11 protein-coding genes are annotated in these 15,792 nt (G+C 47.7%); 9 read left to right on the top strand and 2 right to left on the bottom strand.

Going from position 1 to position 15,792, the window contains the following annotated elements:
- The first annotated feature begins 32 nt into the window (after positions 1-32).
- The 9 genes from aspA to AC6R05_RS04630 all read left to right on the top strand — a co-directional run bounded on the left by aspA (position 33) and on the right by AC6R05_RS04630 (position 10,861).
- Entirely contained in the window at positions 33-1,484 is a 1,452-nt protein-coding gene (aspA, locus tag AC6R05_RS04670; protein WP_032549951.1) for an aspartate ammonia-lyase, read from the top strand.
- Positions 1,485-1,660: 176 nt separating this feature from the next.
- A complete protein-coding gene (locus AC6R05_RS04665; RefSeq protein ID WP_150869398.1) occupies positions 1,661-2,968 on the top strand; it encodes an anaerobic C4-dicarboxylate transporter in 1,308 nt (435 codons plus the stop codon).
- Between the two features lie 184 nt (positions 2,969-3,152).
- The gene (locus tag AC6R05_RS04660) at positions 3,153-4,964 is read left to right on the top strand and encodes a protein-disulfide reductase DsbD (RefSeq protein ID WP_500646704.1); all 1,812 of its coding nucleotides are present in this window, start codon (positions 3,153-3,155) and stop codon (positions 4,962-4,964) included.
- A 203-nt stretch (positions 4,965-5,167) separates the two neighbouring features.
- Positions 5,168-5,803 (top strand): response regulator transcription factor, encoded by a 636-nt coding sequence (locus tag AC6R05_RS04655; protein WP_032549947.1) that lies wholly within the window; start codon positions 5,168-5,170, stop codon positions 5,801-5,803.
- A gap of 115 nt (positions 5,804-5,918) precedes the next feature.
- On the top strand, positions 5,919-6,545 hold the full coding sequence (locus AC6R05_RS04650) for a MarC family protein (protein WP_032549946.1): 627 nt from the start codon (positions 5,919-5,921) through the stop codon (positions 6,543-6,545).
- A 360-nt stretch (positions 6,546-6,905) separates the two neighbouring features.
- Positions 6,906-7,172, top strand: a complete 267-nt coding sequence (locus AC6R05_RS04645) for a DUF4212 domain-containing protein (protein WP_032549944.1) — start codon at positions 6,906-6,908, stop codon at positions 7,170-7,172.
- An 11-nt stretch (positions 7,173-7,183) separates the two neighbouring features.
- On the top strand, positions 7,184-8,887 hold the full coding sequence (locus AC6R05_RS04640) for a sodium:solute symporter family protein (RefSeq protein ID WP_150869400.1): 1,704 nt from the start codon (positions 7,184-7,186) through the stop codon (positions 8,885-8,887).
- A 195-nt stretch (positions 8,888-9,082) separates the two neighbouring features.
- On the top strand, positions 9,083-9,463 hold the full coding sequence (locus AC6R05_RS04635) for a hypothetical protein (protein ID WP_150869401.1): 381 nt from the start codon (positions 9,083-9,085) through the stop codon (positions 9,461-9,463).
- 12 nt (positions 9,464-9,475) lie between these two features.
- Complete coding sequence (locus AC6R05_RS04630) at positions 9,476-10,861, top strand: class II fumarate hydratase (RefSeq protein ID WP_152469407.1); 1,386 nt, start codon at positions 9,476-9,478, stop codon at positions 10,859-10,861.
- 69 nt (positions 10,862-10,930) lie between these two features.
- On the opposite strand, the gene AC6R05_RS04625 is transcribed toward AC6R05_RS04630, so the two are convergent.
- Together AC6R05_RS04625 and AC6R05_RS04620 are read right to left on the bottom strand one after the other, a co-directional pair.
- On the bottom strand, positions 10,931-14,362 hold the full coding sequence (locus tag AC6R05_RS04625) for a hybrid sensor histidine kinase/response regulator (protein WP_500646703.1): 3,432 nt from the start codon (positions 14,360-14,362) through the stop codon (positions 10,931-10,933).
- A 109-nt stretch (positions 14,363-14,471) separates the two neighbouring features.
- Positions 14,472-15,659 (bottom strand): 3-phenylpropionate MFS transporter, encoded by a 1,188-nt coding sequence (locus AC6R05_RS04620; RefSeq protein WP_500646702.1) that lies wholly within the window; start codon positions 15,657-15,659, stop codon positions 14,472-14,474.
- Positions 15,660-15,792 lie beyond the last annotated feature (133 nt).

Below are 15,792 nucleotides of genomic sequence, written 5' to 3'. Positions count from 1 at the left end.
TATTATCAGAATAATTCTCTAAGGATCCTGTTATGGCTACCCAATCTAAAGCTCCTGTTGAAGCTCCTCAAGCCACTCGTCTCGAAGAAGATCTATTAGGTCAACGTCATGTTCCGGCAGATGCTTACTACGGCATCCACACTCTACGCGCTATCGAAAACTTTAACATCTCAAGTGTAACTATCTCAGACGTACCTGAGTTCGTGCGCGGTATGGTGATGACTAAGAAGGCTGCGGCTTTAGCAAACAAAGAGTTAGGTGTAATTCCAAGTGAAGTCGCGAAGCACATCATTGCGGCATGTGACCTTATCCTAGATACGGGTAAGTGCATGGACCAATTCCCGTCAGATGTTTTCCAAGGCGGCGCTGGTACTTCTGTAAACATGAACGCAAACGAAGTGGTTGCGAACGTGGCTCTTGAACTTATGGGCAAAGAGAAAGGCCAATACGAGTTCATCAATCCAAATGACCACGTAAACAAGAGTCAATCAACCAACTGTGCATATCCAACAGGCTTCCGTATCTCTGTTTACAACAGCGTACGTAAGCTTATCGATGCTATCGAATACCTAAAAGGCGCATTCGAACTTAAGAGCCAAGAGTTCAACACCGTTCTTAAGATGGGTCGCACTCAACTACAAGACGCAGTGCCAATGACAGTGGGCCAAGAGTTCCACGCATGGGCAGTAACGATCAATGAAGAGATCAAGAACCTAGAGTACACATCAAAGCTTCTTCTAGAAGTAAACCTAGGTGCAACTGCGATCGGTACTGGTCTTAACGCAGCACAAGGCTACCAAGAGCTAGCGGTTAAACACCTTGCTGAAGTAACTGGCCTAGAGGTTTCTCCAGCAGAAGACCTAATCGAAGCAACTTCAGACTGTGGTGCATACGTAATGACCCACGGCGCACTAAAACGCCTAGCAGTTAAACTGTCTAAGATCTGTAACGACCTACGTCTACTTTCTTCTGGTCCGCGTGCTGGCCTAAACGAATTGAACCTTCCAGAGCTTCAAGCAGGTTCTTCAATCATGCCAGCTAAAGTAAACCCAGTAGTGCCTGAAGTAGTAAACCAAGTGTGCTTCAAAGTACTAGGTAACGACAACACGGTTTCTTTCGCGGCAGAAGGCGGTCAACTTCAACTGAACGTGATGGAGCCAGTAATCGCGCAAAGCATGTTTGAGTCTCTAGACATTCTAACCAATGCTTGTGTGAACCTACGTGACAAGTGTGTTGACGGCATCACTGTGAACAAAGAAGTGTGTGAAGCGCACGTGTTTAACTCTATCGGTATCGTAACTTACCTAAACCCATACATTGGCCACCACGAGGGTGACATCGTTGGTAAGATTTGTGCAGAAACTGGTAAGAGCGTCCGCGATGTGGTTCTAGAGCGCGGTCTTCTAACTGAAGAAGAACTTGATGACATTTTCTCAGTTGAAAACTTGATGCGTCCTCAGTATAAAGGCAAACGCTACGAGTAAGTTTAAATGTAGGGCTCCCAACGGAGCCCTTTTTTAGTCTCGAAAACGATTAACCATAAATTTTAAGCGGTTTTATAACGAGACAAATTCTTACAGTGGCTTCTAGCCAAGGTTCTATTATTTGAACACTCAGTGGCGAGTTTTCAGATAATAAAATCTAAAAATGAGGTGTTACTATGATTGCAGTAGAACTATTCGTTGTCCTACTCTTTATCTTTTTAGGGGCCAGAATTGGCGGTATTGGTATCGGTTTTGCCGGCGGTGCGGGTGTTATCGCTCTGTCGCTAATCCTTGGCGTTCCAACCAGTCAATCTTTTATCCCTATCGACGTTATTCTGATCATCATGTCGGTTATCACTGCGATTGCAGCTATGCAAGTCGCGGGCGGTATGGACTGGTTGGTTCAGATTGCAGAAAACTTTTTACGCAAACATCCTGAGCGCATAACTTTTTATGCTCCTATCGTGACGTTCTTGATGACATTGATGGCGGGTACGGGTCACACGGCGTTCTCTACGCTACCTGTGATTGCAGAAGTTGCTAAAGGCCAAGGTGTTCGTCCATCTCGTCCACTATCGATTGCGGTTGTCGCGTCTCAGATTGCGATCACAGCTTCTCCAATCTCAGCGGCGGTTGTTGCCTTTGCTGCGATGCTAGCGCCGTTCGGTGTTGATTACCTAACATTGCTGATGGTTTGTATTCCTACAACCTTTATAGCTTGTATGGTTGGTGCTGTTGTTGCGAACTACATGGGCAGTGAGCTTAAAGACGATCCTGTATACCAAGAACGCCTGGAGAAAGGCCTAATCAAACTAGCGACAGAAGAAAAGCGTGAAATTCTGCCAACAGCGAAGAAAGCGACTTACATCTTCCTAGCGGCGATCGGCTTCGTTGTTTGCTACGCGGCGGCGATCTCTAGCTCTGTGGGTCTGATTGAAAACCCTGCGCTAGGTCGTAACGAAGCGATCATGTCTGTGATGCTAGCAGCAGCGGCGGCGATTGTACTGTTCACGAAAATCGACGCGGCGAAGATCTCTTCAGCACCAACATTCCGCTCTGGTATGACAGCATGTGTATGTGTACTTGGTGTGGCTTGGTTAGGTTCAACGTTTGTAAACGCACACGTTGCAGAGATCAAAGACGTAGCTGGTGCTCTACTATCTGATTACCCTTGGATGCTGGCACTGGTTCTATTCTTTGCTTCTATGCTGCTTTACTCTCAAGGCGCAACCACTGTTGCTCTTATGCCTGCAGCACTAGCAATTGGCGTAGCGCCTCTTACTGCGGTGGCGTCATTTGCAGCAGTAAGTGCACTGTTTGTTCTGCCAACTTACCCAACTCTGCTTGCAGCGGTTGAGATGGATGACACAGGCTCGACTCGTATCGGCAATCTTGTGTTCAACCACCCATTCTTTATCCCGGGTGTGGTGACTATCGCGACAGCAGTTGCGCTAGGTTTTGGCTTCGGTGGCTTGTTCATCTAATCAGAATCGATCTGTTATTTTTAAAAGGAAGCCTCGGCTTCCTTTTTTATTTGCCGCTATCTCTAGTAAGCCCGATATAACGAAAACATTTTTATAATAAAATCGGCAATTTGAAACTTATTAGTCAGCAATAAGGTCTGATTAAGTTAATATCGCTGTTAACTTAATCAAGATGACTTCACTTATGCGCGCATTTCTCATCACGCTGTGTGTTGGACTGCTTAGTTTGTCCCATTCAGCCTATGCTCTCTTTGGCAATAACGACCAAGGACTTGAACTCGACTCAGCCAATAGCTTTGTTCCTGTTGATCAGGCATTCCCTTTTAATTACTACCAGCAAGACGGTAAAGTGCTTATCGACTGGCAAGTAAAAGAGGGCTACTACCTCTATCAACACAGTCTTGATTTTACAGGTCAAAATCTCACTATCGGCCCTGTAGAGATGGAAAACGGGCAACCTTACCAAGATGAGTTTTTTGGCGAGGTAAGCATTTATACGCAACCACTGTTTGTGCAAGTCCCACTGCAGAGCTACCAAGATGGCTCGCAGCTTGTCGTTAAGTACCAGGGCTGTGCTAAAGCTGGTTTCTGTTACCCACCTGAAATTCGCGTCATTGACATCGAGCCATTCACGCCGTCGGCAGATATCGCGACGAATACAGCCAGTACCTCTGCTAAGGCCGAGGTATCAACACAACCAACTTCAACACCTATCGCAGAAGAGCGCAGCGCGGCTCCAGTTTCAAAAGAAGCAGGCCTTGCTGAACAGCTCGGTGACAGTTGGTGGACACCTCTGCTATTCCTAGCTCTTGGTGTTGGTCTCGCCTTCACGCCATGTGTTCTGCCTATGTACCCGATTCTAACTGGCATTGTGTTAGGTGGCGGTAAGCTAAGCCAAGGCCGTGCTCTGATGCTGTCGTTCATCTATGTACAAGGTATGGCGCTCACCTACACCTTGCTTGGTCTTGTAGTGGCATCTGCAGGTATGCAGTTCCAAGCGGCGATGCAGCACCCTTATGTACTGATTGGCTTGAGTGTTCTATTCGTGGCATTGGCACTGTCGATGTTTGGCGTCTATAACCTACAACTACCAAGCAGTGTTCAGACTTGGCTCAACAACCAAAGCAATAAGCAGCAAGGCGGCAACACCTTAGGCGTGTTTGCGATGGGTGCGATCTCCGGTTTGGTGTGCTCACCATGTACCACAGCTCCGCTATCTGGTGCTCTACTTTACGTGGCACAAAGTGGCGATCTGTTTACAGGTGGTATTGCTCTGTATGCATTGGCCATGGGCATGGGTATCCCACTGATGCTCGTCGCCGTATTCGGCAATAAATTGCTACCGAAAGCCGGCAGCTGGATGGATAAGGTCAAAATTGTATTTGGCTTTATTCTACTGGCAGCGCCTATCTTCCTATTAGAGCGCATTCTTCCTGAGCTTTGGGCAACTGTATTGTGGTCAGCGCTTGGCTTTGTGGCCTTTGGTTGGTTGTATCACAGCAAAAACTCCCTGCCGTTTGGTGGCTGGAAACAGAGCGCAGTCGGCATCATTGCTATGCTTGGGCTATTCGCATCGGCTCAACCGGCTCTGAACTACTGGTTTGCAGAAAAGAGTGTCGAGCAGACTGCTCAAATTGAGTTTGCGCGTATCAATACCTTTGAAGAGCTTGAGATCCAGCTTATCGAAGCGAAGAAGTTAGGTAAGCCGGTGATGCTAGATTTCTATGCCGACTGGTGTGTCGCGTGTAAAGAGTTTGAGAAGTACACCTTCCACCAAGCCGATGTTGAAAACAAGCTTTCTGGTTTTGTTCTGCTGCAAGCTGATGTGACCAAAAACTTACCTCAAGATATTGAACTGCTTAAACAAATGCAGGTCCTTGGTTTACCAACTATTGAGTTCTGGGACGGTAAGGGTAACCATGTTCCAAATGCTCGTGTGACCGGTTTTATGAACGCTGAAACCTTCTTAAAACACATGCAAAGCCACCAGCTATAACAGCACTGCGTTGATAAAATACAAGCCACGTTTTATTTCTCAAATGAGAACTGAAACGTGGCTTTTACATTTTTATAAAACCTTTCCATACTCGCCTCTCAGCAAAAGTGGATATGCTTCAGACTTTTAGTGCATAAATATTGTCCGCATAGTCAATCGGGTCAATAATAAATGTTAACTAAATTGTTAAAAGTATGAACGTCATGGACTCGACCTATACCATCATCATTGCTGATGACCACCCTCTGTTTCGTAACGCCTTGTTTCAGTCAGTGCATATGGCGATCAGTGGCGCGAATCTTCTAGAAGCGGACTCTCTAGACGCTTTGTTAACACTTCTCAAAAAAGAAGACGAGCCAGATCTGCTGCTACTCGACCTCAAAATGCCGGGTGCCAACGGCATGTCCGGTTTGATTCAGCTACGCGCTGAGTACCCTGATTTACCAATTGTTGTTATCTCTGCCAGTGAAGACGCCAGCGTTGTGACTCAGGTGAAGAGCCATGGTGCGTTTGGCTTTATCCCTAAATCGAGTGATATGCGCGAGCTGGTGAGCGCTCTCAATCAAGTATTGAACGGCGACCCATTCTTCCCTGAAGGCTTGATCACCAATAACGCAGCTTGCAGCGACTTAGCAGAAAAGATTGCGACCCTAACACCACAGCAATACAAGGTCTTGGGCATGCTCTCTGATGGCCTACTTAACAAACAGATTGCTTACGAGCTCAATGTTTCTGAAGCAACCATCAAAGCTCATATGACGGCTATCTTCCGCAAACTGGATGTGAAAAACCGTACTCAGGCGGTGATCTTGTTACAGCAGATGGAAACAGAAAGTTAGGCTATTTTAGTAACATCTCACACAGTGATGACTTAAAAGGAATAATAGCCGCTATAATCTAAAGGCTGCAGATTAGCGGCCTTATCCCTCTGTCATTAACTCTGGGAGATTTTCCTTGCTTACTAGTATCATCATTACTCAGTTTGTTGTTCTTTGGGCGGTCATCGACCCAATTGGCTCCGTTCCTGTTTACCTATCACAAACACAGCACCTCACACCAAAACAGCGCCGTGCCGTTGCCCTTAAGGCGATCGCCATCGCAACCGGTGTACTACTCTTTTTCCTTATCGCAGGCCAACTGCTTCTTGAAGCGATGCAGATTCCATTACCCGCTTTCCAAGCTGCCGGTGGGTTGGTGCTGCTGTTATTCGCATTAACCATGATTTTTGGTGAGAGCAAACCAGAGCAAGAACAGAAAATCTCAGAAGAGGTGTGCAGTAAGCAACTCGCGGATCTCGCTGTCTATCCACTGGCGATCCCTTCCATTGCCTCACCCGGCGCCATGATGGCGATTGTGATGTTGACGGACAATAACCGCTACTCACTGATTGACCAGAGCATTACCGCAGGGGTTATGGTGTTGGTGCTTGTTATCACCTTGCTGCTGCTACTGGGCGCCACTAAGATTCAGAAGGTGATTGGTAATGTCGGTGCCGCAATCATCAGCCGTGTCATGGGTTTGATTCTAGCGGCGGTTGCGGTAAATAACCTTCTGATGGGTATCAAAGACTTCTACCTGTAAAGCTTACTTGCAAACATTAATTGCTCTCAGCCTTTGTTGGATGAGGGCAATTCCACTACCTCATTTCCCCAAACACTCCTTCAAAGCACCGAATCGGCATCGACAAAATAAAAATCGCGCTCCTTTTGAGTTTTATCTCATCAAAAATCGACATTTCGTTAGACCTTTGGCTAATTTAACAACATTGCAACATCACACTTTTGGGGCAAGGTGCGTTGTAAGCCCCATAAAACAAAGACTTCCTACTCTTTTCGCCCCGACTAAAGTTGCACAGATCCCTTGACCTCCCCTTGCTATATTTCAAATCGTAACATTACGTTAACACAAACATTCTACGGAATCGGAAGAAAGGAGAAGGCAATGGCGTTCGAATCAACAGAACATGCTCAAGCCTATTGGAAGGAAAACTTGGGAATTATGGGGACCCTGCTGGCCATCTGGTTTGCAGTGTCTTACGGCGCAGGCATCCTATTTGTCGATGCGCTTAACACCGTACAACTAGGCGGTTTCAAGCTAGGGTTTTGGTTCGCTCAACAAGGGTCGATCTACACCTTTGTCGCCTTAATCTTTGTTTACGTAGTGCGTATGAATGCGCTCGACAAGAAATACAACGTACAGGAAGACTAGAGGTTTAGAACATGGATATTCAAACTTGGACGTTTATTCTCGTCGGCATCACTTTTGCACTCTACATCGGTATTGCTATCTGGGCTCGTGCTGGCTCAACCAGTGAGTTCTACGTTGCGGGCGGTGGTGTACACCCAGTAGCAAACGGCATGGCAACAGCCGCGGACTGGATGTCTGCAGCATCATTCATCTCAATGGCAGGTATCATCTCATTCGTTGGTTACGACGGTGCGGTATATCTAATGGGTTGGACAGGTGGTTATGTACTACTTGCACTCTGTTTGGCACCTTACCTACGTAAGTTCGGTCAGTTTACGGTTCCTGATTTCATCGGTGAGCGTTACTACTCGAAAACAGCACGTATGGTAGCAGTATTCTGTGCGATCTTCGTATCGTTCACGTACGTTGCAGGCCAGATGCGTGGTGTAGGCGTTGTATTCTCACGTTTCCTAGAGGTTGATATCAACCTAGGTATCATCATTGGTATGGGTATTGTGTTCTTCTACGCAGTACTTGGTGGCATGAAAGGCATCACTTATACGCAGGTAGCTCAATTCTGTGTCCTCATTTTCGCTTTCCTTGTACCAGCTATCTTTACTTCAATCATGATGACAGGTAACCCGCTTCCACAAATCGGTATGGGTTCAACTATCTCAGGAACGGACGTTTACCTGCTCGATAAACTGGATGGGTTAACCGAAGAACTCGGATTTACCGCCTATACCGAAGGTAATAAGAGCATGGTGGATGTATTCTTCATCTGTGCAGCTCTAATGGTGGGTACAGCGGGTCTACCACACGTAATCATCCGTTTCTTCACGGTACCAAAAGTACGTGATGCACGTATCTCAGCAGGTTGGGCACTACTGTTCATCTCACTACTTTACACAACAGCACCAGGTGTAGCGGCGTTTGCTCGTGTAAACATGATTGAGACAATCAACGGTCCTGACATGCAAGGTGTTCCAGCAGCAGAAGCACCAAGCTGGTACAAAAACTGGGAAAGCACTGGTCTAGTAGGCTGGGAAGATAAGAATGGCGATGGCAAGATGTTCTACTCGGGCGATGAGCGCAACGAGATGAAGATCAACCGTGACATCATCGTACTGGCTTCTCCAGAGCTTGCGAAACTACCAAACTGGGTTGTAGCACTACTGGCAGCCGGTGGCCTTGCAGCCGCACTATCAACAGCAGCAGGTCTACTACTGGTAATTTCAACATCCATCTCGCATGACTTGTTGAAGAAAGGATTTAGACCAAACATGAGCGACAAGCAGGAGTTGTTAGCCGCTCGTCTGGCAGCAATGGTCGCGATTATTGGTGCAGGTTACTTGGGTATTAACCCACCAGGCTTCGTGGCACAGGTAGTAGCGTTTGCATTCGGCTTAGCCGCAGCATCCTTCTTCCCAGCGATTATCCTAGGTATCTTCTACAAGAAGATGAACAAGGAAGGTGCGATAGCAGGTATGTTGGCAGGTATCCTATTCACAGCGTCATACATCATCTACTTCAAGTTCATCAACCCAGCAGCAAGCACGCCAGACAACTGGTGGTTCGGTATCAGCCCAGAGGGCATCGGTACGCTAGGTATGTGTCTGAACTTTGTAGTATCTATCGCGGTGAACAAGGTTACAGCTGAAGTGCCACAAGATGTACAAGAGATGGTAGAGAACATCCGTTACCCTAAAGGTGCTGGTGCAGCTCACGACCACTAAGCAACAACTCTCGCAAGAGACTAAAACAAACCAGTGCTTACATTGTAGGGATTAGGTACTGGTTCTCAGAAAGCCGATGCGTCATGTATCGGCTTTTTCTTTTTGTCCCGCCATTTATGAAAAGAAAGGGTTGTTTTTAACATATCATTTGATAATAATTATCATTAACATCTAATTAACGATGGTGAGAGATTAATGCAGCAACAGCAACTTATCTATTCCACTTTTTACAAAGCACAAGACCGTTTTCTCGCTTCCGATGTGGTTGAGGGATACGAGCCATCAACAATCCAAAGCTACATTGACTGTAGTCTAGAGCTTGCGCTTCAGTATGAAAAAGATAGTGAGCATGAAAACATTCTGCTGTGCGAGCTGTTCCTCCGTCAGCTGTTCTTTCACCTAATAGAAGCCATCGAATCACCACAACGCAGCCTGACCTTTCGTCGTGTTTGCCTTGATTTGATTCACACGCCTCTATTTTGTTTAAAGCGTCATTACTACCAACAACCTAACGGTAAACAGAAGTATTTACCGCTCCAACAAACCCTACAACAAGTCCAAGCTCCACTTGGCTAACAAGGATCCAGCATGACCCAAGAATTTCGAATCGAAAAAGACAGCATGGGTGAAGTAAAAGTGCCAGCCAATGCACTTTACCAAGCACAAACCCAGCGCGCCGCTGATAACTTCTCTTTCAGTTCGCACACAATGCCTGCAAGCTTCATTCAAGCGCTCGCTTTCATCAAACAAGCAGCCGCTAACACCAATGCACAATTGGGTCATCTTGAGGGCGATATTGCTCATGCAATTATCGATGCGAGCCAAGAGATCATTGATGGCCAACACCTGGAACAGTTCCCTGTCGATGTCTATCAAACGGGTTCAGGCACCAGCTCGAACATGAATGCCAATGAGGTTATCGCAACGCTGGCTTCACGCGCACTTCAAGGCGATGTCAGCCCGAATGACCATGTAAATATGGGTCAAAGTAGTAATGATGTTGTACCGACAGCAATCCAAGTCAGCGTGGCATTAACGGTAGAGAAGCAACTACTGCCAGCCCTTGCACACCTGTCAGATGTGTTAGCCACTAAACAGATGCAGGTTGCCGATGTGGTCAAGACAGGTCGCACTCATCTAATGGATGCCATGCCAATCACTCTCGCTCAGGAATTAGGTGGTTGGAAATTCCAAATTGACCATGCAAAACAAGGCATTGAATCGAGCTTGGAGGCAGTAAAAGCACTCGCTCAGGGTGGAACAGCCGTCGGAACCGGGATCAACGCCGATCCGCGATTTGCAGATGCCTTCGCACACAACCTATCTCAAACAACGAAATTGCAGTTCAGTTCGAGCGAAAACTTCTTCTTTAATCTCAGCAGCCAAGATGCGATCGTTGCCCTATCTGGACAGCTTAAAACCGCAGCAGTTGCGATCATGAAGATCGCAAACGATCTTCGCTGGATGAACTCTGGCCCACTGGCTGGCCTTGGCGAAATTGAACTGCAAGCTCTGCAGCCAGGCTCTTCTATCATGCCAGGCAAAGTAAACCCTGTGATTCCAGAAGCAGCAGCAATGGCGGCAGCGCAAGTGATTGGTAACGACACCACCATCACAGTCGCAGGTCAATCTGGCAACTTCCAACTCAATGTGATGCTACCTGTCATTGCACACAATGTGCTTGAGAGCATCGAACTACTGAGCAACAGCTCGGTGGCACTGGCAGATAAAGCCGTAGCTACCTTCACCGTTCGTCAAGATAACCTTGATGAAGCCCTCGCGAAGAACCCGATTCTAGTGACGGCGCTCAACCCAGTTATTGGTTACCTAAAAGCCGCAGACATCGCCAAAAAGGCGTATAAAGAAGGCCTGCCAATCTTAGATGTAGCCGAGCGTGAAACCGACATCCCACGTGATGAGCTAGCAAGCTTATTGAACCCAAGTCAGCTGACTAAAGGCGGAATTGCCGGCTAAGTAAAGCCCAATAAAAAAGCGAAGCCAGCAGTTGGCTTCGCTTTTGGCCTACTATGATCCAAATACTAATTAAGCGACACGATTGAGTACCGCTCTTAGCTTGAGTGGCTTAACTGGCTTAGCAATAAAGCTGAAACCATGCGCTTTGATCGCCGCTAGCATGTCATCAGTACGATCCGCACTGATAATCACCCCTTCGAAACTATCACCCAGTCTCAAGCGACACTGCTGCAGAACTTCGAGGCCGGTGCGCCCATTGTCGAGTCGATAATCCGAGAAGATCACATCTGGTTGCCAACTGTCTTCCAGACACTTCAAGCTTTCAACTAGATCACCTGCAGTTCGCACATCGCACCCCCAACGACCAATCAGGTTCTCCATGCCGACCAGAATGTCTCGCTCGTTATCCACACACAGGATTTTCAGTTGGGCAATCTCACTGTTGACAGTCGGTGCTGCCACTTGCGGTGCAGTAACCACCTTCTCAGCTCGAGGCAAGGTAATCGAGAATACGCTGCCTTCATCTGGCCAAGAGCGCATCGAGATTTCATGTCCAAGAACGTGTGCGATCCCTTTTGAAATCGCTAAGCCAAGACCTAAGCCTTGATCTGAACGAACTTGGCTACCACGAGTGAACTCTTCAAAGATCTCTTGCTGTTTATCTTCATCGATACCAGTGCCGTTATCCCATACATCAATACGCACTCGGCTATCCACGCGCCGTGCACCCAATACAACTTTACCGCTTGGGTTGTAGCGGAACGCATTGGTCAAAAAGTTCTGAATCACGCGACGCAGTAGTTTGGGATCGGATTGAATAAACAGCGATGACGGCACCATGTGGAAATCGATATTCTGTTGCCCTGCCAAAGCGCTAAATTCTGCATTCAGGTTGGACAGCACATCATTAATAGCGAAACTATGGACATTGGTTTCTAACTTGCCCGATTCCAAGCGCGAGATATCAAGCAGATCACCAATCAAGTCTTCTGCCGCACCAAGTGCACTCTCGATATGCGAAGAGAGCTGCTTAACCTCTTGCTCTTTCGCGACTTCTGACAGTGAAGAAGCAAACAAGCGCGCCGCATTCAATGGCTGCATCAAGTCGTGGCTCACTGCCGCCAAGAAACGCGATTTAGATTGTGACTCTTGTTCTGATACTTGAGTAGCTTTCACCAAACGCTGGTTGAGTTTTTCAAGCTCTTGGGTACGCTCGTGAACACGAGTTTCTAGGCTCTCATTGGCGTCTTTCAGCGCCTGCTCCGCTTGTCTAAATACCGTGATATCGGTAAAGCTCATCACAAACCCGCCACTTGGCATCGGGTTACCTTGTACTTCAATTACGCGGCCATCTGGCCTTACCCGCGAAGAGGTGTGACGGGTGCCTTGCTCAAGGTGGAAGATGCGTCGCTTAACGTGGTCTTCTGGATCGCCGGGCCCACATAATCCCTGCTCCGCATTGTGTCGAATCACATCGGCAATTGGCCTACCAACTTGAATCAGTCCACTAGGGAACACGAACAACTCAAGATAACGCTGGTTCCATGCCACTAAACGTAGTTGTTGGTCGACTACCGCAATGCCTTGACCGATATGTTCAATCGCCCCTTGCAACAAGCCACGACTGAAATCATACAGTTCAGAGGCTTCATCAACGATGGTCGCAACCTCTTCTAGCTGCATATTTCTGCCCTGCAGAGCGGAAGTAAGTACTAACTTAGCAGAAGAGGCACCAAATACACCGGCAAGCACACGTTCAGCATGTCGAATCAAACTGGCAGGTGATTGTTGATTGGGCAGTAGTGGTCGACCTTGTTGCTGCCAATACGCCTGAAAGGCACTTTTCGCGCGCTTACGTCCCACAAACCGTGAGGCGAGCATCTCTAGCTCAGCAACCGTCACACGACTCTGGTAAAGACTCATGTTTTCGTTTTCAGGCAAAGGCGCACCAACGAATGCTGCTGATTGTAAGCGCTCACTTAGGCTTGGCCTTGTCGATAGGGATATCACTACATAACAGAGTGTATTCACGGTGATACTAAGCACAATCCCCCAGTTAGAGCTACTGACATCCCAGTTGGCTAACAGGTCGGGTGGCGTGATCAGCCACAACAACAAATTGCTCTCTTGGTCGCCCGCCAGCATGCTGGTTTGGCTCATTAAGGTGATCAGCCAAATAATAGAACCAAACAACAGACCAACATAGACACCTTTACGGTTACCCAAACGCCAGTACATGCCCCCAATCAGGGCTGGCGCAAACTGTGCGATCGCCGCAAACGAGAGAAAACCTATCGCAGAGAGTGAGTGGATACTATCTAATGCTTGATAGAAGCCCCACGCCCCCAGCAGCAACAATAGGATGAGCGCACGACGAATCACCAGCAGCAACCCAGAGAAGTGTCGATGGGTTCTCTGCGTTAGTCGCATACGGCGCAGCAATAACGGCATCACCAGATCATTGGAGACCATGATCGCCAGTGCAATCGTAGAAACGATCACCATGCCACTCGCCGCTGACGTGCCGCCTAAAAAGGCCAGCAAAGCAATGTTGTTGGCCCCTTCTGCCATTGGCAAACTAATTACATAGGTATCGGCAGGCATCCCCGTCAACAACCCTTGCCCTGCCCATGCAATTGGCAGCACAAACAGCCCCATCAGAATCAAATAAACAGGGAACAGCCAGCGCGCGGTATGCAGATCTTGCGGCCTTTCATTCTCAACCACCATGGTATGGAACTGCCTTGGCAGACAGACAATTGCCAACATCGTCAGCACAGTATGGATAATAAGAGTGGGAATATTAGGGGATTCATAAGTCTGCGCAGCGACTTCAAGCAGATCAATCTTATCGCTACTGGTCGCCAGGTAGATGATAAACAGCCCGACAATTAAGAAAGCCACCAGCTTGACGATCGACTCAAACGCGACCGCCATCATCATCCCACGGTGGTGTTCCGTGTTATCGATATGACGGGTACCAAACAACATAGTGAAGATGGCCAAAGCGCCCACCACAAACCAAGAAACGTGGTAGTCCTGATAACCAAAATCTTGCGCCAGACTCGGAGCAACAATATCGAGCCCCATGGTAATACCACGCAGCTGCAGTGCTATGTAAGGCAGAATCCCCACTACAGCAATAATCGTCACCGTGACCGCGAGCCCTTGTGATTTGCCATAACGAGCGGCAATGAAGTCAGCAATCGAGGTGATATGTTCGCGCTTGGCGATGACGATAAGCCGCGCCAAGATCCGCCAACACAAAGTAAAAACCAGAATTGGGGCTATGTAGATAGGAAGAAAAGACCACGGGTTATTACTGGCCTGCCCCACTGTGCCGTAGAAGGTCCACGAGGTACAGTAAACCGCAATTGATAAGCTGTAGATCCATGGTCGCCAGCGTGACAACCAGCGAGTTTGCCGATCTCCATACCAAGCAATTAAAAATAACACCCCGAGATAGGCGAGTGAGACGGGGATTACGATCCATCCTTGCATTGCGAACCCTTTTCTTCCATAAAAAAACCTCTCCATAAGGGAGAGGTTTCATTTAACTAAGGAAGTGTCAGCAACACAATCAGGTCGATTAATTTCTGTGCTTCAGGCTCTAATTCTCTGCTTTAGCTGTCGCAGCTTCCAATTCGACGTCGACCACGGAACTGCGCTCATCCAACTTAATAAACAGAGCCAGCACACCCATTGCAGCCATCACCCAGAAAATGTTCGCGCCCCACAATTCATAACCCCAACCACTCAGAGTGGTCATCAATGCGATAAACGCACCAAGCGGAATCGCATTATAGAGCGCTTGCAGTGCCACCATCTTATTCTCTTCTTCAGATTGGATGTACTGAATGGCAGCAATGTGCGCCATTGCGAATGTCACACCATGCAGCAACTGTACTAATACCAAACCAAAGATATCGGTTGTCGATGCCGTAATACCCCAACGCGCAATCACACCCAGTGCAGCAATAACAAATAGCGTTCTGAGTGCCATGCCAGAGAAGAGACGCTTACTTAATGCAAACACACCCACTTCCGCCACGACCCCTAAGCTCCACAAGTAGCCGATAATGGCTTCGGAGTGGCCCGCTTCCTTCCAATAAATAGCACTAAAACTGTAGTAAGCAGCGTGACTACCTTGCAATAACGCCATCAACGCAAGGAACTTCACAACCGAGCGCTCACGCATCAACGCTCCTAACTTTGGACGTACTTGGTGCTGTTCGGATTGCGTCACTGGCATCAGGTTCGGGTTTCTCATTGCCAGTATCAGAGATACAAACACCCCAGCCAATGCCGTATACAAGATCATATCGGTGCCAAACTGTGCCACCAGATAACCAACCACGGTCGAGCCAGCAATAAATGCAACCGAACCCCAAAGTCGTGTGCGGCCATAATCCAACACCTTAAGTCGACTGTAGTAGTTCGCCATTGCGTCGGACAACGGAACAACTGGCCCGCAACAGAGATTAAATAAGATGGTTGCTAGCAGCATTAATAGGAAGCTACCACCGGTAAAGAAGTGAAACGCGACGAAAATCAGTGCCGCTAAACTGAGCCAGCGCAGAGCAGGCATTAAGTGCTCCGCTTTATGGACACGTGGAGTAATCAAAAGGTTCGCCACACATCGCGTCGCAAAACCCACACCGATCAATACACCAATATCACCTGCCGAAACCCCTTGGTCTTCGAACCATAATGCCCAAAACGGCAGATAGACACCGTAAGCGAAAAAGAAACCGATGAAATACTGAGATATCCATCCATACGGGGAAGGGTTAAACATACATATACCTATATAAACGATTGCAGAGAGGCAGCGGAGATTATGCCTCTACGCAATCATATGAAAAAGGGAATAATTGCTGCTTTGAGTTTCCGTGTTATCAATGACTGTATCGCCGAGGAAAATCGCACGT

It is taken from the genome of Vibrio sp. R11-SG3-ISO9 (assembly GCF_059834255.1).
The sequence above is the reverse complement of the archived record's forward strand: the minus strand, read 5'-3'. Positions and strand labels throughout refer to the sequence as shown.

Coding starts and splice junctions, on each gene's coding strand:
- aspA (WP_032549951.1), top strand. CDS start 33: ATGGCTACCCAATCTAAAGCTCCTGTTGAAGCTCCTCAAGCCACTCGT.
- AC6R05_RS04665 (WP_150869398.1), top strand. CDS start 1,661: ATGATTGCAGTAGAACTATTCGTTGTCCTACTCTTTATCTTTTTAGGG.
- AC6R05_RS04660 (WP_500646704.1), top strand. CDS start 3,153: ATGCGCGCATTTCTCATCACGCTGTGTGTTGGACTGCTTAGTTTGTCC.
- AC6R05_RS04655 (WP_032549947.1), top strand. CDS start 5,168: ATGGACTCGACCTATACCATCATCATTGCTGATGACCACCCTCTGTTT.
- AC6R05_RS04645 (WP_032549944.1), top strand. CDS start 6,906: ATGGCGTTCGAATCAACAGAACATGCTCAAGCCTATTGGAAGGAAAAC.
- AC6R05_RS04640 (WP_150869400.1), top strand. CDS start 7,184: ATGGATATTCAAACTTGGACGTTTATTCTCGTCGGCATCACTTTTGCA.
- AC6R05_RS04635 (WP_150869401.1), top strand. CDS start 9,083: ATGCAGCAACAGCAACTTATCTATTCCACTTTTTACAAAGCACAAGAC.
- AC6R05_RS04630 (WP_152469407.1), top strand. CDS start 9,476: ATGACCCAAGAATTTCGAATCGAAAAAGACAGCATGGGTGAAGTAAAA.
- AC6R05_RS04625 (WP_500646703.1), bottom strand. CDS start 14,362: ATGCAAGGATGGATCGTAATCCCCGTCTCACTCGCCTATCTCGGGGTG.
- AC6R05_RS04620 (WP_500646702.1), bottom strand. CDS start 15,659: ATGTTTAACCCTTCCCCGTATGGATGGATATCTCAGTATTTCATCGGT.